General features: G+C 40.1%; 27 protein-coding genes. 13 read left to right on the top strand and 14 right to left on the bottom strand.

The genetic code is table 11. From position 1 onward, the window contains the following. Window positions 1-164: 164 nt before the first annotated feature. From Q4567_RS09645 to putP, 6 genes are all read right to left on the bottom strand, one after another. Window positions 165-1892: an SLC13 family permease gene (locus Q4567_RS09645; protein WP_216050265.1), complete on the bottom strand. Its 1728-nt coding sequence runs from the start codon at window positions 1890-1892 to the stop codon at window positions 165-167. An 18-nt stretch (window positions 1893-1910) separates the two neighbouring features. Further along, a complete protein-coding gene (gene cysN, locus Q4567_RS09640) occupies window positions 1911-3320 on the bottom strand; it encodes a sulfate adenylyltransferase subunit CysN (RefSeq protein WP_216050266.1) in 1410 nt (469 codons plus the stop codon). A 3-nt stretch (window positions 3321-3323) separates the two neighbouring features. Next, window positions 3324-4109: a 3'(2'),5'-bisphosphate nucleotidase CysQ gene (gene cysQ, locus Q4567_RS09635; RefSeq protein WP_216050267.1), complete on the bottom strand. Its 786-nt coding sequence runs from the start codon at window positions 4107-4109 to the stop codon at window positions 3324-3326. Further along, the gene (cysC, locus tag Q4567_RS09630; protein ID WP_216050268.1) at window positions 4109-4705 is read right to left on the bottom strand and encodes an adenylyl-sulfate kinase; all 597 of its coding nucleotides are present in this window, start codon (window positions 4703-4705) and stop codon (window positions 4109-4111) included. The genes cysQ and cysC overlap by 1 nt, the downstream gene beginning before the upstream one ends. Continuing rightward, window positions 4705-5619, bottom strand: a complete 915-nt coding sequence (gene cysD, locus Q4567_RS09625; RefSeq protein ID WP_216050269.1) for a sulfate adenylyltransferase subunit CysD — start codon at window positions 5617-5619, stop codon at window positions 4705-4707. The genes cysC and cysD overlap by 1 nt, the downstream gene beginning before the upstream one ends. A gap of 179 nt (window positions 5620-5798) precedes the next feature. Continuing rightward, the gene (gene putP / locus Q4567_RS09620; RefSeq protein ID WP_303500220.1) at window positions 5799-7310 is read right to left on the bottom strand and encodes a sodium/proline symporter PutP; all 1512 of its coding nucleotides are present in this window, start codon (window positions 7308-7310) and stop codon (window positions 5799-5801) included. 159 nt (window positions 7311-7469) lie between these two features. Here putP and Q4567_RS09615 point away from each other — a divergent pair, with 159 nt between their 5' ends. After that, window positions 7470-7919, top strand: coding sequence for a GNAT family N-acetyltransferase (locus Q4567_RS09615; RefSeq protein WP_303500219.1), 450 nt, complete (start codon window positions 7470-7472; stop codon window positions 7917-7919). A gap of 69 nt (window positions 7920-7988) precedes the next feature. Here the strand turns inward: Q4567_RS09615 and ychF are convergent, their stop codons facing one another. Genes ychF through Q4567_RS09600 form a run of 3 tightly spaced genes read right to left on the bottom strand, consistent with a single transcriptional unit; the run spans window position 7989 to window position 10360 of the window. Further along, window positions 7989-9080 carry a redox-regulated ATPase YchF gene (gene ychF / locus Q4567_RS09610; protein WP_216050272.1) on the bottom strand — a complete coding sequence of 364 codons (1092 nt, stop codon included), beginning with the start codon at window positions 9078-9080 and terminating at the stop codon, window positions 7989-7991. Window positions 9081-9128: 48 nt separating this feature from the next. Next, complete coding sequence (pth, locus tag Q4567_RS09605; protein ID WP_216050273.1) at window positions 9129-9713, bottom strand: aminoacyl-tRNA hydrolase; 585 nt, start codon at window positions 9711-9713, stop codon at window positions 9129-9131. A 5-nt stretch (window positions 9714-9718) separates the two neighbouring features. Further along, complete coding sequence (locus Q4567_RS09600; RefSeq protein WP_216050274.1) at window positions 9719-10360, bottom strand: 50S ribosomal protein L25/general stress protein Ctc; 642 nt, start codon at window positions 10358-10360, stop codon at window positions 9719-9721. Between the two features lie 232 nt (window positions 10361-10592). On the opposite strand from Q4567_RS09600, the gene Q4567_RS09595 reads away from it, so the two are divergent. Then, the gene (locus Q4567_RS09595; protein ID WP_216050275.1) at window positions 10593-11969 is read left to right on the top strand and encodes an amidohydrolase family protein; all 1377 of its coding nucleotides are present in this window, start codon (window positions 10593-10595) and stop codon (window positions 11967-11969) included. A gap of 80 nt (window positions 11970-12049) precedes the next feature. Here the strand turns inward: Q4567_RS09595 and Q4567_RS09590 are convergent, their stop codons facing one another. From Q4567_RS09590 to lolB, 4 genes are all read right to left on the bottom strand, one after another. Next, a complete protein-coding gene (locus tag Q4567_RS09590) occupies window positions 12050-12457 on the bottom strand; it encodes a hypothetical protein (protein WP_216050276.1) in 408 nt (135 codons plus the stop codon). Window positions 12458-12591: 134 nt separating this feature from the next. Next, the gene (locus Q4567_RS09585) at window positions 12592-13539 is read right to left on the bottom strand and encodes a ribose-phosphate pyrophosphokinase (protein WP_216050277.1); all 948 of its coding nucleotides are present in this window, start codon (window positions 13537-13539) and stop codon (window positions 12592-12594) included. A 106-nt stretch (window positions 13540-13645) separates the two neighbouring features. Further along, window positions 13646-14518 carry a 4-(cytidine 5'-diphospho)-2-C-methyl-D-erythritol kinase gene (ispE, locus tag Q4567_RS09580; RefSeq protein ID WP_303500216.1) on the bottom strand — a complete coding sequence of 291 codons (873 nt, stop codon included), beginning with the start codon at window positions 14516-14518 and terminating at the stop codon, window positions 13646-13648. Further along, on the bottom strand, window positions 14515-15123 hold the full coding sequence (gene lolB, locus Q4567_RS09575) for a lipoprotein insertase outer membrane protein LolB (protein WP_303500215.1): 609 nt from the start codon (window positions 15121-15123) through the stop codon (window positions 14515-14517). The genes ispE and lolB overlap by 4 nt, the downstream gene beginning before the upstream one ends. Window positions 15124-15311: 188 nt before the next feature. On the opposite strand from lolB, the gene hemA reads away from it, so the two are divergent. From hemA to kdsA, 7 genes are all read left to right on the top strand, one after another. After that, window positions 15312-16589 (top strand): glutamyl-tRNA reductase, encoded by a 1278-nt coding sequence (hemA, locus tag Q4567_RS09570; RefSeq protein WP_216050280.1) that lies wholly within the window; start codon window positions 15312-15314, stop codon window positions 16587-16589. Continuing rightward, complete coding sequence (gene prfA, locus Q4567_RS09565; RefSeq protein WP_216050281.1) at window positions 16586-17674, top strand: peptide chain release factor 1; 1089 nt, start codon at window positions 16586-16588, stop codon at window positions 17672-17674. The genes hemA and prfA overlap by 4 nt, the downstream gene beginning before the upstream one ends. Further along, the gene (prmC, locus tag Q4567_RS09560) at window positions 17664-18524 is read left to right on the top strand and encodes a peptide chain release factor N(5)-glutamine methyltransferase (protein WP_303500213.1); all 861 of its coding nucleotides are present in this window, start codon (window positions 17664-17666) and stop codon (window positions 18522-18524) included. The genes prfA and prmC overlap by 11 nt, the downstream gene beginning before the upstream one ends. 484 nt (window positions 18525-19008) lie before the next feature. After that, complete coding sequence (locus tag Q4567_RS09555) at window positions 19009-20559, top strand: DUF3369 domain-containing protein (RefSeq protein WP_303500211.1); 1551 nt, start codon at window positions 19009-19011, stop codon at window positions 20557-20559. A 195-nt stretch (window positions 20560-20754) separates the two neighbouring features. Next, complete coding sequence (locus tag Q4567_RS09550; RefSeq protein WP_252729378.1) at window positions 20755-21126, top strand: SirB2 family protein; 372 nt, start codon at window positions 20755-20757, stop codon at window positions 21124-21126. A gap of 81 nt (window positions 21127-21207) precedes the next feature. Then, window positions 21208-22023, top strand: a complete 816-nt coding sequence (locus tag Q4567_RS09545; RefSeq protein ID WP_216050286.1) for a SirB1 family protein — start codon at window positions 21208-21210, stop codon at window positions 22021-22023. A gap of 201 nt (window positions 22024-22224) precedes the next feature. Continuing rightward, window positions 22225-23076: a 3-deoxy-8-phosphooctulonate synthase gene (gene kdsA, locus Q4567_RS09540; RefSeq protein ID WP_216050287.1), complete on the top strand. Its 852-nt coding sequence runs from the start codon at window positions 22225-22227 to the stop codon at window positions 23074-23076. Window positions 23077-23093: 17 nt separating this feature from the next. Here the strand turns inward: kdsA and Q4567_RS09535 are convergent, their stop codons facing one another. Then, the gene (locus Q4567_RS09535; protein WP_303500208.1) at window positions 23094-23369 is read right to left on the bottom strand and encodes a hypothetical protein; all 276 of its coding nucleotides are present in this window, start codon (window positions 23367-23369) and stop codon (window positions 23094-23096) included. Window positions 23370-23601: 232 nt separating this feature from the next. Between Q4567_RS09535 and Q4567_RS09530 the strand changes: the two genes are divergently transcribed. From Q4567_RS09530 to rlmM, 4 genes are read left to right on the top strand one after another with little or no spacing between them, the layout of a single operon-like run. After that, window positions 23602-24519, top strand: coding sequence for a transcriptional regulator GcvA (locus Q4567_RS09530; protein ID WP_216050289.1), 918 nt, complete (start codon window positions 23602-23604; stop codon window positions 24517-24519). After that, window positions 24503-25120 (top strand): alpha/beta family hydrolase, encoded by a 618-nt coding sequence (locus tag Q4567_RS09525; protein WP_303500207.1) that lies wholly within the window; start codon window positions 24503-24505, stop codon window positions 25118-25120. The genes Q4567_RS09530 and Q4567_RS09525 overlap by 17 nt, the downstream gene beginning before the upstream one ends. Further along, entirely contained in the window at window positions 25117-25488 is a 372-nt protein-coding gene (locus tag Q4567_RS09520; RefSeq protein ID WP_216050291.1) for a DUF423 domain-containing protein, read from the top strand. The genes Q4567_RS09525 and Q4567_RS09520 overlap by 4 nt, the downstream gene beginning before the upstream one ends. Next, window positions 25484-26548 carry a 23S rRNA (cytidine(2498)-2'-O)-methyltransferase RlmM gene (rlmM, locus tag Q4567_RS09515; protein WP_303500250.1) on the top strand — a complete coding sequence of 355 codons (1065 nt, stop codon included), beginning with the start codon at window positions 25484-25486 and terminating at the stop codon, window positions 26546-26548. The genes Q4567_RS09520 and rlmM overlap by 5 nt, the downstream gene beginning before the upstream one ends. Window positions 26549-26594 lie beyond the last annotated feature (46 nt).

Below are 26594 nucleotides of genomic sequence, written 5' to 3'. Positions count from 1 at the left end.
CAATTCACAATAGCTTAGTAGTAATTTTGGTAATGAGAAGTCTAGTTTAAATTGAATTCAGGTCTAGTTTGGTTGCCTGTCCACAAATTGTAGTTTTGGTGCCTGTCCACGATTTGGTACCGTCCACGATTTGGTACCAAAATTTTGTAGTAGGAATTTTAGAATTAGAGGCTGTAAGAATACTTCAACAGCAGCAAAACGATACTCGAATACAGTAAAGAAACTGGCCAACCAAAGTTGATAAAATGTTTAAATTTATAATTGGCGGCATTAAACGCTAATAAATTGGTTTGATATCCATAAGGTGATAAAAAACTAGCGCTGGCAGCGAATGCTACCGCTAATGCGAAGGGCATAAGTGGAACTTCTAGCAGTTGAACTACACCGTATGCGAAAGGAAACATCAGGGCTGCGGCTGCATTGTTGGTGACCAATTCTGTCAACAGTAGGGTTAACCCGTAGACAACCAGCAAAGCTATAAATGGACTGCTGTCACTTAAAAAGGGTTTTAAGGAACCGGTTATTAGATCAATTACGCCTGAAGAAGATAGGGCAGACGCTAAACTCAATGCGCCAACAATCACAATTACTAAGTTAATTGGAATGTTTCGTTTTAGCTCTGAATTATTAATAACACCGGCGACGATTAACGCGGCCATGAAAAATAATAAGCCTGAAGATAAACTGAGTACCGAAGTTGCAGCTAATAAAATGGTTAATAAAAAGCCACCAATGGTCAAAATTTCTTGAGGTTTATTTAGACGGGTTGAAATTTTTTGTTCAGAAATGATAAAGAAGTTTTTACTCAGGTTGTGCCTGTTAACAAAATCTTGTCCCGTTGCAAGTAAGAGGAAATCTCCGGCTTGCAATTTAATGTCTCCCAATTTACCAGATAACTGCTCACCATCTCTTCGAATAGCAACAACTGCAGCATCAAATAGGGCTCTAAACCCAACAGCTTTAAGGGTTTTACCTATAATTTGAGCTCGATTTGAGATGATGACTTCGGTTAAGTTATCTCTTAAAAGGCCATCTGTTTCGGCAAATAACACTAACCCCTTTATATGTGAAAGGCTGTCTACGTTCTTTATATTTCCAGAAAAAATTAATTTATCTTTTTCTAAAATCATCAGGTCGGGAGCTACTGGACTAATTAATTGCCCGTCACGAATGATTTCAACTAAAAACAATTCAGGTAAATTTCGCAAATGATTTTGTTCTACGGTTTTTCCGATCAATTCCGAATCAGCTATCACTTCAGCTTCTATAAAGTAATATTGAAAATTCCCTTTGCGGGTCTCAATATTTGGCAAAATTGGTGTTAATAAAAACATTAATAAGCCACAACTTAAGCCGGCAATCAAACCGTAAAAGGTAAAGTCCCAGAACTGGAAACCAGGGTGTCCTTGTTCAATCAGGAAGCTATCTACAATCAAGTTGGTAGATGTTCCTATAAGCGTGACTGTCCCGCCTAATATTGCGGAGTAGGACAGCGGAATAAGTAACTTTGATGCAGGGTGATGTTGATTTTGGCTGATTGGAGCAATCATACTGGCAACCACTGCGGTGTTATTTAGTAGTGCTGAGGATGCAAAAGTGAGTCCAAACAATCGCCAGTAACTCGCTTTAAAACTGGCTGTAATCAGTTTTCTGCCTAAACTTTTAATCATGGATGTCTTATCAACGGCGGTGCTAACTAACAGCAAAATAATAAGGGTCAGTAAGCCTTCGTTGGTAAGATTATGGGCAACTTCTGAAAATGTTATTTGGCCAAATAGCATTAATGCTAATGTGGAACCTGCAAACACAGAAGAAGGGCGCTTATCAGTAAAGATAAGCGCCGCAATAGTTGCGAAAAAAATCGCGATAACAGCAAATTGATTAAAATCCACAGCTGGGAGTTCGAGTAATTATAACTTGGTTATGTCAGTGGCATTCCAATGTGGGAAGTGTTTTCTAACCAAAGTATTGAACTCAATTTCAAACTCTGAGAATTGATTCACAGCCGTTGTCGCCTGTGTCTGCTCGATTATCATTCCTGCGCCCACAGTTCCATTTGTTACCCTATCTATAATGATAAACGCACCTGTAGCACGATTTTCAGTATAGGGGTCACAAGCAACCATCTGAGTAAGCTTGATATTAGCAACCGCAATCTCATTTAAGTTCAGATGTACTGCTTCTTTCTTTTCCATGGTATTGACGTCAATTAAATAATTGATATTGGTGACCGAACCCGGTACGAATTTCGTCGCAAATTTAAAACCATACTGCTTGTTTGGAATCAATGCTTCTTCATCCATCCAAACCAAATGGGTCTTAAACGTATTTCCATGTAATGGTAAATTATCCGACTTAACAATCATATCGCCACGAGATATATCAATTTCGTCTTCTAAGGTTAAGGTCGTAGTCAATGGAGCATGAGCAAGCTGTTGTTCACCTTCAAAGTTAACGATTGATTTTACCGTTGACTGTTTTCCAGATGGCAAGGTCGTAACCTTATCGCCTACTGCAATTTGACCAGATACAACTGTACCAGCAAATCCGCGGAAGTTAAGATGTGGGCGATTGACATATTGCACAGGGAAGCGGAAATCATCCAGATTGAGATCTTTACCGATTTCTATATTTTCCAACGCTGTCATCAAGGTACTTCCAGTATACCAAGGCGTGTGTTCGCTTTTATTCACCACGTTATCGCCATCAAGTGCAGACAAAGGAATAAAAGTGATATCAGGAATGTCTAGTTGTTTAGAAAACTCCAAATAATCTTGCTTAATCTCTTCAAAAACAGTCTGACTATAATCCATCAAATCCATTTTGTTGATAGCAACAATGACGTGTTTGATACCTAACAACGAGACTAAAAATGAGTGACGACGAGTTTGCGTTTTCACGCCAGCACGGGCGTCGACTAAAATAATCGCCATTTGGCAGGTTGAAGCACCTGTTACCATGTTACGCGTATATTGTTCGTGTCCTGGAGTATCTGCAATGATAAATTTACGTTTATCAGTCGAAAAATAACGGTAAGCTACATCAATGGTGATACCTTGCTCACGCTCTGATTGTAATCCATCAACCAACAAAGCAAGGTCAACTTTTTCGCCTGTTGTGCCTACTTTTTTACTGTCTTTGGTAATCGCTGCTAACTGATCTTCATAGATCATTTTTGAGTCGTGTAACAAACGTCCGATAAGCGTACTTTTGCCGTCATCTACACTTCCGCAAGTAAGAAATCGAAGAAGATCTTTTTTCTCATGTTGATCTAAGTAAGACAATATATCTTTTTGTAGTAATGTGTTTTCGCTATTCATATTTTAGCAACTCACCAAAAAATAAGGGTTTAATACAGAATCTTTTTGATTGTAACGTAACGCTGGGGCATCAGGATCCAATGGGTTGTCTGAATTGATAACGGTAACTTTACCGCCAGCAGCTTCAACTACAGCTTGTGCTGCACCTGTATCCCATTCAGATGTTGGACCTAATCGAGGATATAGGTGAGCCTTGCCTTCAGCAACCAAACACAGTTTAAGTGAACTTCCCATTGCTACTAATTCTGTCTGGCCAGGCAGAGAATCCAGTAATGATTTAATTTCAGGGCTTTGGTGTGAACGGCTACCTACGACTTGCCAGGTTTCGCCATCTTGATGTGGTTTAACGCTAATATCGTTAATTTCTCCACCATCTATCTTATATGCGCCTAGTTCACTAACACCAACATAAGTGGCATTTAGTACTGGGGCATAAACTACGCCTAAAACAGGCTTTCCGTTACTAATTAAAGCGATGTTAACGGTAAACTCACCGTTTTTCTTTACGAATTCTTTAGTGCCATCTAGTGGGTCAACCAGCCAGTAATCATCCCAGGTTTGTCTAGTTTTCCAGTCAATACTGGCAGACTCTTCTGATAAAATAGGCAGTTCCGAAATCGCTTTGAGTCCATCCACAATGATGTGATGTGCGGCTAAATCTGCTTCGGTCAAAGGACTTTCATCAGACTTTTCGTAAATAGCGAAATCTTTTTTATATATTTCAAGTATGGCTGTCCCTGCTTTATGGGTTATTTCAGCGACTTGCGTTGCGAGAGCATGGTCAAACATCAGTCTAAAAATCCTTTTTCCTGTAACATTTTAAACAATAACTCAGCAGATTCTTCTGCGCTTTGTCCTGAAAATGTTAAATGAATTTCTGGATTCTCTGGTGTTTCGTAGGTGGAATCAATTCCCGTAAAGTCTTTAATATCGCCCTGACGAGCTTTTTGATAAAGTCCTTTTGGGTCTCGTTGCTCGCAAACTTCTAAGGGAGTATCGACAAACACTTCGATAAATTCCCCTTCGGCCAGCAAACTACGACAAAAATCTCTGTCCGCTTTGAATGGCGAAATGAACGCTGTGAGTACGATTAATCCTGAATCTACAAAAAGTTTAGCCACTTCGCTGATTCGGCGTATGTTTTCAACTCTATCAGAGTCGCTAAAACCTAGGTCGCCACACAAACCGTGACGAACATTGTCACCATCAAGCAAATAAGTATGCTTGCTGGCTTCAGCTAGTTTCTTTTCTAATAAATTAGCAATAGTAGATTTGCCAGAGCCACTAAGACCTGTTAACCAAATTACTGATGGTTTTTGTGCTTTTGCTTTGGCTCTGCGTTGCTTGTCGACATCATGTTGATGCCATACGATGTTGTTAGCCATTAGAAATATCCTTCCATCTTTTTCTTCTCCATTGAACCTGAAGAGTCATGATCTATAACCCTTCCTTGACGCTCTGAAGTTTTAGTTAACAACATTTCTTGGATGACTTCAGGTAAGGTATCCGCTGTAGATTCGACAGCACCCGTTAGTGGATAACAGCCTAAGGTTCTAAATCTAACTGAACGCATTTGCGGTACTTCACCCTCTTCTAAAGGCATACGATCGTCGTCAACCATAAACAAAACCCCATCTCTTTCAACAACAGGTCTGGGTTTGGCTAAGTATAGTGAAGGGATTTCAATATTTTCTAGGTAAATATATTGCCAGATATCTAACTCAGTCCAGTTAGACATAGGGAATACACGAATACTTTCCCCTTTATTGATTTGCGAATTATAGATATTCCACAATTCTGGACGTTGATTTTTTGGATCCCAACGATGGTTATCATCACGGAAAGAGTAGACTCTTTCTTTAGCACGAGACTTCTCTTCATCGCGACGAGCCCCACCGAAAGCGGCATCAAATTTATATTTGTTCAGAGCTTGTTTTAATCCAGCCGTTTTCATTATATCGGTATGCTTGGCACTACCGTGGGAAAACGGACCTACGCCCATATCGATACCTTCTTGGTTGATATGAACTAGCAAATCTAAATCATGCTTCTTAGCCATCTTGTCACGGAATTCGATCATTTCGTGGAATTTCCAAGTGGTGTCGACATGTAATAAAGGAAAAGGAATTTTACCTGGGGCAAAAGCTTTGCGGGCTAAGTGTAATAAGACCGAAGAGTCTTTTCCTACTGAATAGAGCATTACTGGGTTATCGAATTCTGCAGCAACTTCTCTGAAAATATGAATACTTTCAGCCTCAAGCTGTTTCAAATGAGTCACTGACGGAATAGAGTTAGTCATGTTTTATTTCCACGTAAATTCGAGCGTTAGACAAAATACTTATATGCATAGAACAATAACATACTTTAGAGCAGAATAGGTATGACTATTTACTATATTTAGCAACAAAATCGTTTAAAAAAAGCAAAGGTAAACAACTTGTTAATAGCTTGTTTACCTCTGTGTTTTTTCGCCGTTTTTTACAAATCTTCTAATTCACGGTCAACGCTATCGAATGTCTGGCAAATAGTTGCTGTAGGCTTGGCTGTCATAAGACTGACACCCACAGTAAAGATACAACTTACAATAAACCCAGGTACTATTTCGTAAATGACATCGCTCAATGCCTGTCCATTGATCGTTAAGTCTGCAAAAACCCAAATGAGTACCGTTACTGCACCGGTAATCATACCGGCTAATGCACCAGCAAATGTCATGCGCTTCCAGTACAAACTAATGATAACCAATGGTCCAAAAGCCGCACCAAAACCAGCCCATGCGTTACTAACTAATGTGAGGACTGTGCTATCTCGGTCATACGCGAGCATTACCGCTACAAAAGCGACTAAAGCGACCGATATACGACCTACCATGACCAACTCTTTTTGACTGGCTCCACGACGTAAAAATGCTTGATAAAAATCACCCGTCAATGAGCTTGAGGTCACCAGTAGCTGCGATGAAATGGTACTCATAATTGCGGCTAGAATTGCTGCGAGTAAAAAACCGCCGACAAATGGGTTAAATAACAATTGTGATAACACAATAAAAATAGTTTCAGGATCTTCAATATTTCCTTGGGTTTTAGTCATATAGGCTAAACCAAACAAACCCGTTGCAACTGCGCCTGCCAAAGAGACGATCATCCAACTCATGCCAATCCGTCTCGCTACTTTCATGTCTTTGACATGTCGAATAGCCATAAATCTTACAATTATGTGTGGCTGTCCAAAATAACCGAGTCCCCAAGCAAGTAACGAAATGATGCCGATGGCCGAGAGTGCCTGTCCAGTTGATGCATCTACCCACAAACTCATCATATTCTCACTAACACTCGATATCTGTTGGGTGACTTCGCCTATACCGCCCACTTCAAACAACACAACTAAGGGAACCATAATAAGAGACACAAACATTATGCAGCCTTGCACAAAGTCAGTCATGCTCACGGCTAAGAAACCACCAAATAAGGTATATGCAACCACCACACCGGCTGTCACATAAAGACCGGTTTCGTATGTTAAACCAAAAGAGGATTCAAATAGCTTGCCGCCAGCAACGACACCGCTGGAGGTATAAAGGGTAAAAAATATAATAATCACGACGGAGGAAATAACTCGGAGTAAGCGGCTTTTGTCTTCGAATCGGTTTTCAAAATAGTCGGGTAGGGTAATAGAATTATTAGCCACTTCAGTGTAAACCCTAAGCCTTGGAGCAACCAAAATATAATTCAGGAAAGCACCTATGGTTAATCCTGCCGCGATCCAGATACTCGATAGTCCGGATACGTACATTGCGCCAGGAACTCCCATTAACATCCAACCACTCATGTCTGACGCACCTGCAGATAAGGCTGTCACTTTAGGGCTTAACGTCCTACCACCGAGCATGTATTCTGTCATGTCGGATGTGGACTCTCTGAAGGCGTAAAGGCCTATACCAAGCATCACGATAAAATACACGGTAAGTGATATGAGTGTACCTAATTCCATTGAAAATCCTTTGTTTTTAATATTTATCTCTGTATGAGTTGATCTATGCTAACAAGCATAGCGGTGGCATACTAGGGGCATCCATCTAAGCCGTAAAAATATTATTACAGTTGACCTAGTGCAACGACTAATATTAAGGCATCGAGAATTCTTAGTTTTATGAATTATTGTTTTTATGCATTTGAGCAATTAAGCCCGAATCAGCTTTATCAAATTTTGCGTTTACGCCAGAACGTTTTTGTTTTAGAACAAAAAAGTTTTTATGACGATATTGATAATCTGGATCAACTATCCAAACACTTATGTGTCTATTCACAGAAGCAGCAATTGTTGGCTTATTCACGATTACGGATTGTTGGCGAAGCATCGGTTATCGGGAAAATAGAACGAGTTGTTGTAGACAGCCATGCTCGTGGTCAAAGAATAGCAGCTCAAATGATGGATGAAATTATTGAATATTTCCAACAAGATACGAAGGTTGAAGGGCTTTTATTATCGGCTCAGGTAGATGTTATTGCGTTTTATAAAAAGTGGGGATTTGAAATAAAAAGTGAGCTATACGATGATGGCGGTATCGATCATGTGGATATGTTTCTCTCTTTTAAATAGCTCGCATGGGAAATAAAAAAGACCCAATTAATGGGCCTCTTCAAATATCAAATTGTCGAACACTACAAGTTAGACGTTAAAGCGGAAGTGAATAACATCACCGTCTTTCACAATGTAGTCTTTGCCTTCCAAACGCCATTTACCGGCGTCTTTGGCTCCTTGCTCACCTTTAAATTCTACGAAGTTGTCGTAACCAATTATTTCAGCTCGAATAAAACCTTTTTCAAAGTCTGTATGGATTTTACCGGCAGCTTGTGGTGCAGTTGAGCCTTCAGGGAAAGTCCAAGCTCTTACTTCTTGAACTCCAGCAGTAAAGTAAGTTTGTAAGGTCAATAAGTTGTAGCCCGCACGAATGACTCGGTTTAAGCCGGGTTCTGTTAAACCCAATTCATCCATAAATTCTGCTTTTTCTTCTTCATCTAACTCTGCTATTTCAGATTCAATTTCTGCGCATACTGCTACAACTACTGCATTTTCTTTTTCAGCAATAGCGCGAACTTTGTCCAGATAAGGATTATTCTCAAACCCATCTTCGTTAACGTTTGCTACATACATTGTCGGTTTAAGCGTCAGTAAGTTCATGTAGCTAATTGCGGCTAGTTCTTCTTTTTCTAGCGCCACACCGCGAAGTAAAGTTCCTTCATCCAATGCTGGCTTAATCTTTTCCAATACTTTTATTTCGAATTTTGCATCAGAATCACCACTTTTAGCTTTTTTGGCAACTCTAAGTAGTGCTTTTTCAACCGTTTCTAAATCAGCCAAGGCCAATTCAGTGTTGATAACTTCAATGTCATCTTGTGGATCAACTTTACCTGCAACATGCACGATGTTGTCATTTTCAAAACAACGAACAACATGTCCTATGGCATCTGTTTCGCGAATGTTTGCGAGAAACTTATTACCTAAACCTTCGCCTTTAGAAGCACCAGCGACCAATCCTGCAATATCAACAAATTCCATTGTGGTAGGAATGACGCGTTGCGGTTTAACGATCTCAGATAGTGCAGTCAGTCTTTCATCTGGCACAGGTACAACACCTGTATTGGGTTCAATCGTACAAAACGGAAAATTAGCCGCTTCTATGCCAGCTTTTGTTAATGCATTGAACAACGTTGATTTTCCGACGTTGGGCAAACCAACTATTCCACATTTAAAACCCATTTGGTGTTCCTTAAACTATTTGGCGCTCAGATAATCCGGCGTATGCTGTTATTCTACTTTGAATGAATGAAGGCGATTCATTGCCTTTTTTAAATCATCCTTTAACAATATTTCGGTACAACGCAATGCTTCGTCTATTGCGGCATCGATTTTTTCTTGATCTTGTTTTGACGCTTTTCCTAACACATGGCCGGTAACTCTGGATTTATCACCTGGATGACCAATGCCAATACGTAAGCGTAAAAAGTCTTTAAAGTTTCCCAGTTTTGAAACTATATCCCTGATCCCATTTTGACTGGAACTGCCGCCAACCTTGAATTTTACAATACCGGGTGGTAAATCAAGCTCATCAAATGCAACCAACATATTTTCAGGGGGGATTCGATAAAAACTGCTTAGAGCTGAAACTGCCTGACCACTTTTATTCATATAGGTGGTAGGGATCAGTAATCTAATATCCTGTCCAGCATAAGTAATGCGGCCAGTATATCCAAAAAATTTATTTTCCAATTTGAGCGTGCACCCAAATTGTTTTGCCAGTGCTTCAACAAACCATGTACCGGCATTGTGACGGGTATTTTGATATTCGGGGCCTGGATTTCCCAGGCCCACAATAAGTTGAATGTCAGACAAGCAACTTATTCCTCAGATGCAGCTTCTTCAGAATCGCCTTCTTCAGCTTCTTCTGCGCTTGGTCCTTTAGCTGTTTTAATTGTTGCTACAGCCAAGTCATGAGACTCACCTTTAGCAAGCTCAACTAAAACTACACCTTCAGGAAGCACAAGGTCAGACAAGTGAACAGTTTCACCTAGACCAACAGACTCTAAGTTAACTTCGATGAATTCTGGAAGTACGCCAGGTAAACATGTTACTTCAACATCATTCATGTGATGTTCTGCGTGACCGCCTTCAGTTTTAATTGCTTCCGCTTTATCTTCGTTGATGAAATGAAGAGGTACATTGGTTGTAACTTCTTTATTTTTATCAACACGCAAGAAATCTATGTGTGTAACTTTTGGTTTGAAAGGGTGACGTTGCATATCTTTAACAAGCGCGTCTACTTTTTCACCAGCAATGTTAAGAGTAAGAACGTGGCTATAAAAAGCTTCGAATTCTTGCGCTTGAATTACTTTGTTATGAGCTAGTGTTAGAGATACTGGGTCTTTACCAGCACCGTAAAGGATAGCAGGGACTTTGTCTTCACGACGTAGGCGGCGGCTCGCACCTTTCCCCAAGTCAGAACGAACTTCTGCATCCAAGTTGAAAATTGCATCAGACATTTTGGAACTCCAAATTAAAAAATTAAATTTTGTAGTTTCTTGCGACCAGAAACTACATAAATGCAAGTATTACCTTGCTACCCATTGAAAACGGGCGCGGAAGTCTACCACTCGAGTGAATACTTAACAAGCACTTGGTACTTTATTTAACTAGCTGTCTAAGATTTTGTATCACTTGTGGATATAGGATAGATTAGCTTTTTAGTTATTCTCAATATAGGAAATAGTTTGAATGAATCATCTTAAATCTTGGGTCGTAATATTGTGTGCCAGTTTAATCAATTTCAGCGTTTTTGCTGAGCAAACAGCGTTAGTTGGTGGACGCTTAATTGATGGGTTTGGGCACCAACCTATAGCGAATAGCGTCATTTTAATCAAAGATGGAATTATTCAACAAGTAGGCACAGTTGATACTTTACCTGTGCCTAAGGGGTATCAAATTGTTTCCACCGAAGGGATGGATGTGTTACCTGGTCTGTGGGAAAACCATGCTCATTTAATGCTCAATGGTCACTCAGACTATGTTCATTGGGATAAAGCTTACATAAACCGTTTGGCTGATGAAATTATGCCCGCGAGTGCTGTGCAACTATTGCTCGCGGGGATCACGAGTGCTCGAGATTTAGGAGCACCTTTAGATGACACCATAAGCGTTAAAAAACGAATTGAAGATGGCACTATTCCTGGTCCTAACTTATATGTGTCAGGGCCGTTCTTACAACATGAAGCCTACCCAGGAACGGAACAGTTTCGTTGGGGCATCAATGGGGTGCGTGATGCAAAGCAAAAAGTTAATAAATTAGCTGATGCAGGTATGAACATCATTAAATTAATTGATCAGGATAAAATGGAATTAGAAGAAGCCCAAGCTATTGTCGATCAAGCGCATAAAAGAGGCCTTAAAGTTATCGCGCATTCCCATAGACCGAATGAAATTAGACGCGGTCTTGAAATCGGAGTCGATAATTTTGAACATACTGGACTAACAACCTCTCCTGAGTATCCCGAAGATATTGTAAAAATGCTAAAAGAGCGCACTGCAACCGGTCGAGTAGCGGGCGGACCTTTATTTTGGACACCCACCGTTGAAGGTTTGTGGAATTATCCTGCCACTGTTGCCAATCCTGAAAAATTAGACAGCCAATGTTGGAAGCGTGGACTCAAGGAAGACACAATTACTGATATCAAAGGATCGTTAGAACATGTAGGGCAACTGGACTACATGCAACTGACACCGCTACGTAAACCTACGTTGAAACGCAAGATCGCGCAATTGAAAGACGCGGGTGTGGTTTTTCTAGTTGGCACAGATAGTGGTATTCCGGCGAAGTTTCATTGTCAAAGTACCTGGAATGAAATGGCAGTATGGGTAGATGAAATGAATATAAGTGCTATGGATACGATTCGTGCAGCAACTTATTGGCCCGCAGTTATGATGGGGGTCCATGAAAAAACGGGTACGGTTTCAGCGGGTAAAGATGCCGATATTATTGCGGTTCACGGAGATGTTTTACGTTACATTAATTTATTACAGCGGGTCGACTTTGTGATGAAAGGTGGTGTGGTTTATAAATCAGAAGGTGTGCCGGTAGAGAAAAATTTAGATTAATCTCATGTTCAAATAGATTAATATGGTTCGAGAGCCCGACATTGTTCGGGCTCAATTTTTTATACAAGACGAGAGAGGGCTCACCAAGCGTCTTTTTGCTTAACTTTACTTCTATCAATTTCAATAGCTTCTACTACTTTGAGTACTTCACCATATTGTTGAAACGTTAGTACATCAGTTAAAACATAGCCTTTTACTTCGACAACCATGCCATTTTGCAATAGTTCTTTGTTCATTCCTCTGGGCATGTATTTTTTGCCATCATTTGCGTCTAAGCCAAAAAATCCACCTTCCATACCTTTATAAACAATGGTGCCAGTAATAGTGAGCATTTCTGTTTCCTCTTGTGTGGCTTCACTGTTGTTCGCTTTTTTCAATTCTACAGCCGGTTTTGCTTGAGCCGCTGCAGACACGCTGGTATCGGCAGTATCAGTACCTGAACAACCCACAAAAAATATTATCGAAAATAGACACAGTAACTTATTCATTTTTATCCCATCAATATTATTTTGTACAATATATAACACGATACTTTGACAATTACATTTTATAAAAGTGCATAAAAAAGCCGTTTGATTTTACAATCAAACGGCTTTCAATCAATCTCGTGTACTGTTAGAAATTAGTACTCGAACATCGCTGAAATGGATTCTTCATTACTCACTCGACGAATTGCTTCAGCTAACATGTTGGACAAGGTTAGTTGTTTGACACGGCTCAAAGCTTTTATGTCATCAGCAAGTGGAATACTATCGGTGATGATAATTTCATCAATCACTGAGTTTTGAATATTTTCCACTGCATTACCAGAGAAGATCGCATGAGTTGCATAGGCATACACGTTTCTTGCACCGTGAGCTTTTAGTGCTTCAGCTGCTTTACCTAATGTACCGCCAGTGTCGATCATATCATCGACAATGATACAATCTCGATCGTTTACATCACCAATGATATGCATAACTTGTGCGACATTAGCTTTGGGACGACGTTTATCAATAATCGCCAAATCTGTGTCATTAAGCAGTTTTGCCATTGCTCGGGCTCTTACTACACCACCGATGTCTGGCGAAACTACTACTGGATTATGAAAATCACGACGACGCATATCGTCTAGCAAAATCGGTGTTCCAAATGCGTTATCTACTGGCACATCGAAGAAACCTTGAATTTGTTCTGCATGCAAGTCGATGGTTAATACGCGGTCAACACCCACGTTCGATAAGAAATCAGCCACTACCTTTGCGGTAATAGGAACACGCGCCGAGCGAACTCGTCGATCTTGACGTGCATAGCCAAAATATGGAATTACAGCGGTTATACGACCTGCTGATGCGCGACGAAGTGCGTCGATCATCACGATCAATTCCATTAGGTTATCGTTAGTTGGGGCACAAGTTGATTGAATGATAAAAACGTCAGAACCACGTACATTCTCATGGATTTCGACGCTTATTTCACCATCACTGAAGCGGCCCACACTAGCGTGGCCAAGTTTAGTATAAAGTCTATCTGCTACTTTTTGGGCGAGTTCTGGTACTGCATTACCAGCGAAAAGCTTCATGTCCGGCACAAGAAATTTCCTCAGTGCGAAAGTGTTAAGGGTAACCAATGGGCTACATTGATTCATCGCGTTTCAGGGTTGCCGCGAGCTTAGTCTAGATTGCGTTTGTCAGCAGTTAAGCCGAGGTTAATTGCATTATAGCTAAATACTCATGTAAGGGTGATGTATTAATACCTTTTGCGACAAACGCCTGACAATCTTCAGGCAAGATTCGTTTAACCTGCTCAGCTTGTTCGAAAGTGTCAAAAACAGAAAATAAGCACGCTCCTGTCCCTGTCATTCTCGACGGCGCGTATTCTAACAACTGACGTAATAAATTTGCAACTTTAGGATAGCGATCACAGACTAATTTTTGGCAATCATTGCGAGTTTTCGTAAATTCGTAATCTTGCCAGGCTATTTTAGCTGAATTTCGGATTAAATCATCCGCCGCAAAAATTTCCGCAGTGGACACGTGACAATTTGGAAAAACAATCAGATAAAATTTCGAAGGAAGCTCAGTTGCTGTGATTTTTTCTCCCACACCCTCTGCAAAAGCGGTTTTGCCATAGATGAATATAGGGACATCGGCACCTAGGGTTAATCCGATGTCAGCTAATTGCGATTCTGATAATTTCGTTTTCCACAATGCATTGAGCGCAACCAAGGTTGTTGCCGCATTGGACGAACCTCCGCCAATGCCACCTCCCATTGGAAGCTGCTTATCTAACCAGATATTGCAACCTAAAGTTGAGCCTGAAAGTTGCTGTAATTGTTTGGCTGCTTTGTAGATTAAATTATCTTCTTGGGCTACACCTTCTAGTTCGCTTTTTATGCTAATGGCGCCGTCATCAGTGACTTCAAACGCTAATTGATCACCAATATCCACTAATTGAAATAATGTTTGTAATAAATGATAACCTTTTTCATTTTGTCCATTGATGTGCAAAAAAAGGTTTAATTTGGCGGGGCTAGGCCACCAATGTTGAGGGAGCGGGCTCTGTATCATTGCATTCTCTGCCAAGAAGATATTTTAATTTTAATTTGATTCGCGGTATTTTGCGTGTTGGTCAGCTCAATAGCATGGGGTAACCAAAGTTTTTCCACTTTTTTGTAGTCAGAATAAGTTAACGTCCAAGGCACGCATTTTTTGCATTTAGCTTCTAACTTACTGACTAAACCGTACTCATCGTACACCACGTTATCATTTTTTGTATGTTGTCCTTTTACCCAAAGTCCGAGCTTTTCTACCGGAATATTCCAACCTGTTACCCGTAAAATCAATTTATTGGGGTCAGTATCGGTGAAGGTTTGGTCATCAACTTCTAATTTTGCGTAGTTATCACCACTTTGCATTTTTAAAATGCTGGTACCTATAAAGGTATTTAATTGTAAATCAAGTTGAGTTAGTTGCTGCTGCCAATTCATGTAAGCACTAACTTTATCTTCTTCACTTTTGAATGCTAAGCGCCCTTTGATTTTCCAATGGGTTAAATCTGAAAGCTGGTGTTGATGACGTTCGCTATCGATACTTTGATTAATTCTAGTCGATGTTACACAACCTGATAATAACAGTATGGTCAAACAAGCAGATATGACAAAAATCGATTTCATGCAAAGTGCCAAATTGAGATTTAGATGATTTTTTATGCGTTAATTAAGACTTCTGATAAAAAACAGCTAAAATTGAGTTGGATTGTTATTTTATATGGGAACACAGAAGCTCCACTACTTTCAATACTTTTGGCTTTTGCGTACAATGCCGCTCCCAATAATATTGCACGGTTGACTAGCATTTCTCAATGACACTGATTGCTGTAGGAATTAATCACAAAACGGCCCCTGTGGTTTTACGCGAGAAAGTTGCCTTTCCTGTGGAATCCATGGTGGAAGCGCTTGCCTCTTTGCGAGAGCATTTAGGTGCTGAAGAATCAGTAATTCTATCTACCTGCAATCGAACTGAAATTTATATATCAACTGAACATTCGTTAGGCGATAAGCTGATCAAGTGGCTTGCTAACTTTCATAATTTAGATACCAACGAACTTATTTGTCATAGTTATCTGCTTGAAGAACAAGAGGCTATCCAGCACATTTTGCGAGTCGCCAGTGGTTTAGATTCTTTAGTATTGGGTGAGCCGCAGATTCTAGGGCAGGTAAAACAAGCGTATACGAGCGCCAAAAATTATGGCGCAGTGAATAGTCAACTTGAAAAGTTATTCCAACATACTTTCTCGGTGGCAAAGAAAGTTCGAACAGAGACAGACATTGGTGCTAATGCGGTTTCCGTTGCTTTTGCTGCTGTGCAGTTATCAAAACAGATATTCTCTTCATTATCAAAAACCAAAGTTTTGTTAATAGGGGCTGGTGAAACAATAGAATTGGTTGCTAAACATCTGACCAATAATGGTGTGAATAAGATTACCGTTGCCAACCGGACATTAAGCCGTGGTAAAGAATTAGCAGAGCAAATAAACGCTAACGTTATTACACTTGCGCAAATTCCCAATGTTTTGCATGAAGCCGATATTGTCATTAGTTCTACTGCAAGTACTTTGCCCATTATCGGTAAGGGGATGGTAGAAAGTGCGCTAAAAGACCGTAAACATAAGCCTATCTTCTTCGTGGACCTTGCGGTACCTAGAGATATAGAAACCGAAGTCGCAGATTTAGATGATGCCTATTTGTATTCGGTTGATGATTTGCAACATATTGTTGAACAGAATTTGGCCAGTCGCCAACAAGCTGCCGACGAAGCTGAGTTGATCATAAGAGAACAGGCTCAGGTCTACTTTAATTGGCAAAACTCACTAGAATCGATTGATTCATTGAAATTATTTCGTCAGCAAAATAATGACGTTAAAGTTAAATTACAACAACGTGCTCTAAGCCAATTGGCCGAAGGCAAAGATCCGCAAGAAGTCGTGATAGAATTATCAAATAAACTGACCAATGCGTTACTACACGCGCCAACCAAAGCGCTGAGCCGTGCTGCATCAGAACAAGACCAAGATACATTGTCATTGCTCAGGCAAACATTGGGTCTGGATGTCGAAAAAGAACAAACAGGAAAATCATGAAAGATTCAGTAGTCAGTAAATTAGAAACCCTTATCGAACGATTTGAAGAAGTTCAGGCGTTGTTAAGTAATGCAGAAATTATTGCTGATCAAAATAAATTCCGCGCGTTATCTAAAGAATATTCTCAATTAGAAAGTGTTGTTAAAACCTTTAAGCTTTATCAGCAAGCCCAGGAAGACTTAAAATCTGCGCAAGAAATGATGCAAGAAGATGATGCAGAAATGCGCGAGATGGCACAAGAAGAGTATAAAGAAGCTAAGTCGAAAATCGAAAGTTTAGAAAATGACTTACAAATATTATTGCTGCCAAGAGATCCTAATGACGATAGCAATTGCTTCTTGGAAATCAGGGCGGGGGCTGGTGGAGATGAAGCCGCTATTTTTGCTGGTGATTTGTTTAGGATGTATAGCCGTTATGCTGAGACACAAGGCTGGCGCGTAGAGCTTATCAATGCAAACGAAGGTGAGCACGGTGGTTACAAAGAGGTGGTTGCGAATATTATCGGCGACGGTGTCTATGGAATCATGAAATTTGAATCCGGTGGACATCGAGTTCAACGGGTTCCTGAAACGGAATCTCAAGGCCGAATTCATACCTCTGCTTGTACTGTTGCAGTATTGCCTGAAATACCAGAATCTGAAGCAATTGAAATTAATCCTTCAGACCTAAGAATTGATACGTTCCGGGCATCGGGGGCGGGAGGACAGCACGTCAACAAAACAGACTCTGCAATTCGTCTAACTCACATACCTACAGGCGTTGTAGTCGAATGTCAGGATGAACGTTCTCAGCACAAAAACCGTGCTAAAGCTATGTCTGTACTGCAATCTAGATTGAATCAAATCGAGGACGATAAACGCGCTGCAGAAGAAGCTTCGACACGCAGAAACTTGGTTGGGAGTGGGGATCGCTCAGAGCGCATTCGTACTTATAATTTTCCCCAAGGCCGAGTGACCGACCATAGAATCAATTTAACCTTGTACAAATTGGATGACGTAATTGCCGGCGATGTGAATGCGTTGCTGGAGCCAATTAGACAGGAGCATCAGGCTGACCTGTTAGCCTCTTTGTCTGATGGAAACTAATCCAAATTTGACTGCAGGTTCCTGCGTTTCAGAACTGTTGAATTGGGCCTATCAGCATCTGTCAGAGGGCGAAAGTCCGAAAACGGATGCTAGATTGTTACTAGCTTACTGCATCGGAAAATCAACGACTTACCTGATGACTTGGCCAGATCAAATCGTTGATGAGAGCGCCCAATCACGTTTTCAGCAATTGGTTTGTAAGCGCAAGCTAGGTCATCCAGTAGCACATTTAATTGGTAAACGAAATTTCTGGACACTAAGTCTTGAGGTTACACCTGATACGCTGATTCCGCGCCCTGAAACTGAATTATTGGTTGAACAAGCGTTGCAATTACCCTTAAATCAAAAGGCAAAAGTACTAGATTTGGGCACAGGTACAGGGGCTATTGCATTGTCTTTAGCTCAAGAAAAGCCTGAATGGGATGTTTTAGGTGTGGATGTCATTGAAGATGCAGTCGCTTTAGCAAAGCGCAACGCAGTTGCCAATCAATTGTCTCATGTCAAATTTCTGCACAGTAGTTGGTTTAGTGAATTAGGCGCTAACACTTTTGACTTGATTGTTAGTAATCCGCCTTATGTTGAAAGTGACAGCCAATACCTTTCACAAGGTGATGTGCGTTTTGAGCCTGTATCTGCTTTAACTTCTGGAAAAGATGGTTTAGATGACATTAAAATAATCATTAAGCAATCACTTCAGCATCTAGAAGCAGGGGGTTGGCTGCTTATTGAACATGGATACAATCAATCTGAGGCTATCGGTAAACTATTTGCTCACTATCAATATATAAATATATTTCATAAAAAAGACCTGAATAACCAACCCCGTATAAGTGCAGCTCAAAAACGCTAATTCTATTACACGTCAACTGACCTATCTCACTTCAGCTTTCTAGCAAATACGCAAAATAACAACAAAGATAACAACAAAGACACCCATGCTTAAACTTATGCTGAATAGGTTTTATGTCATGTGAATTAAAGGGTGGGTGTCCTGGATAAAGTGCTGGGCAAAACTAACAACAAAGACAGCCATGTTTAAATCTATTCTGACCAGATTTTATGTCATGTGAATTAAAGGTGGGTGTCCTGGTTAAAGTGCTGGGCAAAACTAACAACAAAGACAGCCATGTTTAAACCTATGCTGACCAGATTTTATGTCATATGAATTAAAGGTGGGTGTCCTGATTAAACGGCAGGGCAAAACTACTTGAAAGTGTATGAGGTTCGATGAATTTGTTAGGTTAAGCCTGTTGTTTTTGAGGTATTAAATTTCTGTGGCTCAAGTAGTTTCTAAATGGTAGATTGTCTCGGATATTTATCTATGAGGTTATGCTATGTCTGATATGTTTCTGTTTGCTGAAGACACAGACGAAAAAATTGAAGTTCAGAAAGGTGTATGGAAAGTCCTTATAGTTGACGATGAACCTGAGGTTCATGCGGTTACCAAGCTTGCATTGAACGATTTTGTTTTTCAGGAAAAAGGCCTTCGCTTTATTAGCGCATACAGCGGGAAAGAAGCTAAAGAACTTTTCCAGCAGCATGATGATATTGCGGTTGTGTTGTTAGATGTTGTAATGGAAACAGATGAAGCCGGTTTAGACGTTGCCCAATATGTACGTAACGAGCTTCACAACAATTTCACTCGTATCATTTTACGCACAGGGCAGCCCGGGCAAGCACCAGAGCGTGATGTGATTCTAAATTACGATATTAATGATTATAAATCGAAAACCGAACTTACAGCTCAGAAATTGTTCACGGTGGTAATCGCAGCTCTTCGCTCATATCGAGATATCATGGTAATTGAAGAGAATCGGCAAGGTTTAGAAAAAATCATATCCGCTTCTGCAAATTTATTTTCTATTCGTTCCTTAGAAAATTTTATCGAAGGTATTATTCAACAGCTATCTTCGCTACTTGGAGGAACAAAGGATGCTGCTTATATCACTTCAGCCATTGCCGCCCCTAATCCAATTGATGTATTCGAGCCTAAGGAGTTTTACGTGTTCTCTGGAAAAGGAGAGTACCATGGACAAGAAGGAGCGTTGTTAGAAGATGTTGTAACCGGGGATGAGCTTGTTGCCTGTAGAAAAGCATTGAAAGAAAAATCACTGGTTTATGGCGATGAATACGTTGCAGCCTATTGTCAGGGTAAACATACTAATGGATCCCTGTTGTATTTATCTGGTATTCCCAGAGCAATGAATCGCTATGATAAAAAGCTTCTGGAAATATTCAGTAATAATGTCCAAATAGCTTTTGATAACGTGCTTCTCACAAAAGATATTGAAGACTCCCAACGAGAAATAATCGAACGTTTGGGCGATGCTATGGAAAAACAGTTTAGCGTTGGAAAGCACATTCAAAGGATGGTTGAAATGTGTAAACTGCTCTCCAAAGAGTATGGTTTATCTGAGACACAAATTGAAATGCTCGCCTTAGCTGTGCCATTGCATGATGTCGGAAAATTGAAAGTTCCAACCGATATATTAGGTAAACCGGGTCCGCTCAATGACTTAGAAAAAGAGGCTGCCAAACGGCACGCTCAAATCGGCTATGATTTGTTGAAAGATTCTCGTCGCAAAATTATTCAGTCAGCAGCCCAAGTCGCTCGCGATCACCATGAACATTGGGATGGCAATGGCTACCCTCGAGGTTTGAAGGGTGAAAAAATCCATATTTTTAGTCGGATTACGGCCATTGCTGATGTTTATGATGCCCTGCGTAGTAAACTCAATTACAAAGAGGCTTGGCCGTTGGATAAAGTGCTAGATACCTTCAAAGAGGCGCGAGGAAAACAGTTTGAACCTAAACTGGTCGACATTTTACTCGAAAATATCGAGAAAATAGAGAATATACAACAGCAATACCCTGATCCTGTTTAATCAATAATCGCCAGTTTCAAACGTTAATACAAGCAAGCTTACGGGGAACGCTGCTTATCAAAAAAATAATCAAAGGCTTCTCGATTTGACTACTGGTCTAGTATAAAGTGTTGGCCGCCTCAAAAGTCTTCCTTTATATTGAGGTGCAAATTTTCCAACTGAAAAACATAATAATTAGAAGGGCGTTTTATGTACATGATGACCAAACATCTTCACCTTACTGCAGTGGCATTAAGCATTATTTTATTTATTTTACGATTTGTATGGTTACAGCGTAATTCAACATTGTTACATAAAAAATGGGTGAAAATAGTACCGCATGTAATTGATACCCTGTTGCTGGTTACTGCTATAACTCTATGTTTTATCGTACCTTTTAATCCTATCCAACATCCTTGGTTGTGGCAAAAAATCGTTCTGGTTATCGCCTATATTGGACTAGGGTTTTACGTACTAAAATTTGCTGATTCAGCGATAAAACAATGGGGTGGTTTTACCCTCGCTATTGTGTGTTTAATGTTGGCTGCTAACTTAGCGGTTAGTAAACAAGCACTTATTGGCTTTTAACAAATAGATCATGGATAAGTGTTAAGGTTTCACTACGCTAACCCGATAACAACACATAATGTCAAATTGTTAGAGGATACTGTGAAAGCCTTACACCATGCTATCAATGAGAAAGACTCTTTGTTGGCGAGTTTATTATTAACTCAACAATTTGGAAACAGCATCAACGTACTTAAGTACGTTGCGCAAATTACTGTACTAGCCAAACAAGTCGCAAAACATATCGATTCTAATGGGTCGGAACTGGAAAGGTTTCAACAACTAATCGACGGTTTCTATACTCAATTGGCATTTAGCGGCGATGAAAACAATTTTTTTAATGCCAAGTATAGTTTAGTAGACCAAGTTATTGACTATCACACTGGGATTCCCGTCACCCTATCCATTGTTTTTTCTGCTATCGCCAATCAACTTGGATTCAATGTGGCAGGGGTTAACTTTCCTGGGCATTTTTTAATTCGTTTTCAAAGTCAGGAAAAGCGTTTACGCTTTATCGATCCACTTAATGGCAACACTATTAAATGGCAAGAGTTAGAAGCGTTATATTTTAGTATCGTAGGTGAAACAGAAGATGAGGAAATGCCCTCAGACACACTCAATGTTGCCTCTACAGAAGAAATATTGGTTAGGTTATTACATAATTTAAAAGCGTCTTATATCCGAGAAGAAAATTACCAAATGGCACTTCGCGCGGTGGATTTGCTAATTGAACTTTGTCCTGATGACCCTTACGAACGCCGTGATCGTGGTTTTTTACTTCATCAGTTAGAGTGTCCTCAAGTGGCGAAAGCCGATTACCAGTTTTTCATTAAACGTTGTCCTCAAGACCCTTCCGCGCAACTACTAAAAATGCAAATGCGGCATTGGGAAAGCGCTTTGACTGTGGTTTTACACTAAATTTTTATGCAACTTCAATGGCGCGATTTGATATCTGTAATTTATAGACACGTTAACCAAAGCAGCGCAAAACTCGCTAAACATTAATCTCAATTTGCTTACTCGTGCCACCGACAAATTTCCTTTACTCCGCACTTTAATATTCCTACTATAGCTAGCACTAACTTATGTAATAAATTCAACTATAGAGAAGCAATTTAAGTGAATAATCAACAATCTATTTCGGTAGGCAATGTAGACGTTGCGAATGACAAACCTTTTGTATTGTTTGGCGGTATGAACGTACTAGAATCTCGTGATCTGGCAATGCGGATAGCAGAACACTACAAAGAAGTAACAACTCGATTAAATATCCCTTATGTTTTTAAGGCTTCTTTTGATAAGGCCAATCGTTCATCGGTTCATTCTTATCGTGGCCCTGGAATGGAAGAAGGCTTAAAGATTTTTGAAGAAATTAAAAACACCTTTGATGTGCCGCTGATTACAGACGTTCATGAACCTCATCAGGCGCAACCAGTTGCTGAAATTGTAGATGTTATTCAGCTACCTGCATTTTTAGCACGTCAAACAGACCTAGTCGTTGCAATGGCTCAAACCAATGCCGTCATTAACGTTAAAAAACCACAGTTTTTAGCGGCCCATGAAATGCGTCATATCATTAATAAGTTTTTGGAAGCGGGCAATGACAAAGTAATATTATGTGAACGGGGTTCTTGTTATGGCTATAACAATCTCGTAGTTGATATGCTTGGTATGGATGAAATGAAAGATTATGCACCTGTTATTTTTGATGCAACCCATGCTCTTCAAAAGCCTGGTGGACGTTCTGATTCTGCCGATGGTCGCAGAGCGCAAGCGGCTCAGTTGGCTCGTAGCGGCATGTCACTTGGTCTCGCTGGATTATTTATTGAAGCTCACCCAGAGCCAAATCAAGCTAAATGTGATGGACCTTGTGCATTAAAGTTGGATAAATTAGAACCTTATTTACTACAAATGAAACAGCTAGATGAATTGGTTAAAAGTTTTGAACCTTTAGATACTAGCGCTAACTAATAGCCGTAACGGCGAACTTATTCAGTTAGTTTCGCCGTGTTGTTTACACTTGAAGTTTCTTCAATTTCAACTATAAATTTTTGTGGTTCTTTTTTGGCAGCATTAGATCCTAACAAAAGTTTAGAAGCTTCAATTGAGTTCAATGGTTGCAAGTCTTCCAAGTTTTGTTGAAGTAAAGCGTCAATGGTTGTTGCTAGTGACAAGCCCATTTCAGTTGTTTCATTAGCGCTAGCAAAACTGATAGCACTGGCGTTTAAAGCGATCGCAATTGTAAGATATTTTAAGTTTTTCATATTTTCTCTAAATTATTTTCATTTAACATTATCATTTTTGCTATATTTATTTAACAAAAACGTACAAATAAGTTAATGTTTTATATACATAAAATTTTAACTTGGAGCTATTTTATACAATAACGTGAAACCTTGAAAATGACATTTAGTATGGATAATCATTAGAAAAACTAATGATTATAAAGCGTTTCTAGTTTATCCTTAACACAATTCACTAAAAATAAGATTTGTCATGAATCGCCGATTGCCCCCATTGAATGCCCTTAGAGCATTTGAAGCTGCTGCAAGGCATTTAAGTTTTACGAAAGCGGCAGATGAGCTTTACGTAACGCAAGCCGCAGTTAGCCATCAAATTAAAAGTTTGGAAGAGTATCTTTCGATCAAATTATTTTTACGTAAGAATCGTTCTTTGTTACTTACAGAGCAGGGACAAAGCTATTACCTTGAATTAAAAGAACTGTTCGAATCACTACACTCAGCTACTGAGAGGCTTCTCGCGGCAGGCGCTAAAGGTGCTTTAACTGTGGCCATGCCTCCAAGCTTCGCCATCCAATGGTTAGTGCCTCGGGTGAACCAATTTAGCCAGCAATACCCTGATATAGATGTGCGAATCAAAGCCATAGATTTTGATGATGGTTTCTTAGAGGACGATGTTGATGTGGCAATCTATTATGGGCGAGGCAAATGGTCAGGGCTAAAAGTAGACAAACTTCATACTGAGTATTTGACACCTGTTTGCTCGCCAATGCTATTTAACGGTACTAAGCCTTTAGATAGTCTCGATGATCTTAAATACCATCGTTTGTTACATGACAGTACCCGCGAAAGTTGGAAAACGTTCATTAGACAATTTCATGTTAGCGGCGTCAAAGTCGAGCAGGGGCCCATTTTTAGTCACACTATGATGGTTCTTCAAGCCGCGGCACTTGGGCAAGGAATTGCGCTTGCAAATAGTGTGTTAGCACGACCTGAATTAGCTTCTGGACGATTAGTCTGTCCATTTGAAGAGCGTTTAGTGAGTAAAAGTAGTTATTATCTTGTTTGTCATGAATCTCAAGCCGAGTTAGGTAAAATTGCGACTTTTCGGCATTGGTTGTTAGAACAGGTTAAAGAAGAGCAAGATGGGGAGCAAGATGAAGTGCTTAATTGATCGTCCTGAAAAGCCGTTTGCTCGGTTTATTATTGCCCATGGAGCTGGCGCGAATAAACATAGTGAGTTTATGCAACAGGTTGCCGAATTACTCTGTCAAGGTGGAGTAGAGGTTGTACGCTTTGACTTCCCATACATGCTTCGAGCAGCGGAAAAAAATAAACGCCAGCCCCCTGATAGAGCTAATATTTTGCTGCAAGATTTTACAGAGATGATAAATAGTGCTGATACAGAGCTACCATTATTTATTGGTGGTAAATCCATGGGGGGAAGAATGGCCTCGATGCTTGAGTCACTTGCTCGAGTTAAAGGTGTTATTTGTTTAGGTTACCCTTTTCACCCACCAGGTAAACCTGAAAAGGAACGCACTGAACATCTATATTTATCAAACGCACCTATACTGATTATTCAGGGGGAGCGGGATACATGCGGGAATCGCAGTAGAGTGGAGTCATATCCACTCCCTAAAAATATAGAAGTTCAATTCTTAGCAGCGGCAGACCATAGTTTTGTACCGCTTAAATCGAGTGGAATTACAGCCGTTGAACATATTAATTCTGCAGCCGATAGAATGATAAAATTTATGAAGGGACAAATATGAAGTTTTTATTAATGTTCGCTGCTAGTAGTGCAGCGCTATCAGTATTGCTCGGGGCTTTCGGGGCGCATGCATTAAAGACCTTGTTAACTGAGAATTCGTTAGGCTACTTTCACACTGCTGTGCAATACCAAATGACCCATAGTCTTGCTATGTTGGCATTTTTAGTTTTTTACAGTTTTTGGAAAAATGAGTGGTTAATTTGGGGAGCACGTTCGTTTGCTTTTGGGATTATTTTTTTTAGTGGCAGCTTATATACGTTAGCATTGACTAACTTAAAGTGGGTTGGTCCAATTACGCCATTGGGTGGATTATGTTTTATAGCCGGTTGGGTATGTTTATTAGTGGCAGCTTACGAATATGAGAATTAATTCTCTACTATTATATTGCCGAACAGGCTTTGAGGCTGATCTGTGCACTGAACTGCAAGAACAGTTGAGTAAGCTAGGTGTATTTGGTTATCCGCTGTTTTCCAAAAAATCGGGTTTTGTCCGATTTATCTGTCATCAAGATGGAGATCCAGAAAAAGTTATTAAACAACTGGCCGTAAAAGATTTGGTCTTTGCTCGTCAAATGTTTGCGTGCACAGAACCTATTTCTCTCACTGATACTGCAGATCGTATCTCTCCCATCTTAGAAAATTTGCAAGACCAAAGTTTATTTGGTGAACTGCGGGTTGAACATGCAGACACTACAGATGGTCGCGAACTATCTAAGTTATGTCGAAAGTTAGCGGTACCATTACGACAAAGTTTACGTAAAAACAACTTACTGACAGCAAAAGAACAAACTAACAAACCTTGTTTATTTGTATTTTTTGTCACTGGTGTTGAAGTGATTCTTGGATTCTCTAACCCTAAAAAGCACAGTCCGTTGCCGCTAGGCATTTTACGTTTGCGTTCACCTTCATCTGCACCCAGTCGTTCAACCCTTAAATTAGATGAGGCCATTCAGGTTTTTATCCCCAAAGCTGAGATGCAAATCCGTTTTGAACCAGGTATGCACGCCGTAGATTTAGGGGCATGTCCAGGTGGCTGGACATATCAATTGGTGCAGCGAGGGCTTTTTGTGCAAGCGGTTGACAATGGCGCTATGGATGCAGCTTTGATGGAAACAGGGCAGGTTAGCTACTTTCCTGAAGATGGCTTTAAATACGAACCCCGTAAAAAGAATGTTCATTGGCTAGTTTGCGATATGATTGAGCAACCCCAGCGCGTGGCGAAACTTATGGCTAACTGGCTAATTAAGGGATGGTGTAAAGAAGCTATTTTTAATTTAAAGTTGCCCATGAAACAAAGGTACGAATCGGTTACCCAAGCGAAGCAACTTGTGCATGAAATGATGGACAAACATGCGATTAAATATGAATGGCAAGCGAAACACCTTTATCACGACCGAGAAGAAGTGACCGTTCATATTAAAACCCTCTAGCGTTTTAAAGCGCGACTTTCAGCTTAGGCTTATCCGCTTTTATTTA

Origin of the sequence: Aliiglaciecola sp. 2_MG-2023, assembly GCF_030548145.1 — a bacterium.
Taxonomy (GTDB): domain Bacteria; phylum Pseudomonadota; class Gammaproteobacteria; order Enterobacterales; family Alteromonadaceae; genus Aliiglaciecola; species Aliiglaciecola lipolytica_A.
This window is presented reverse-complemented; position numbering and strand designations above follow the sequence as displayed.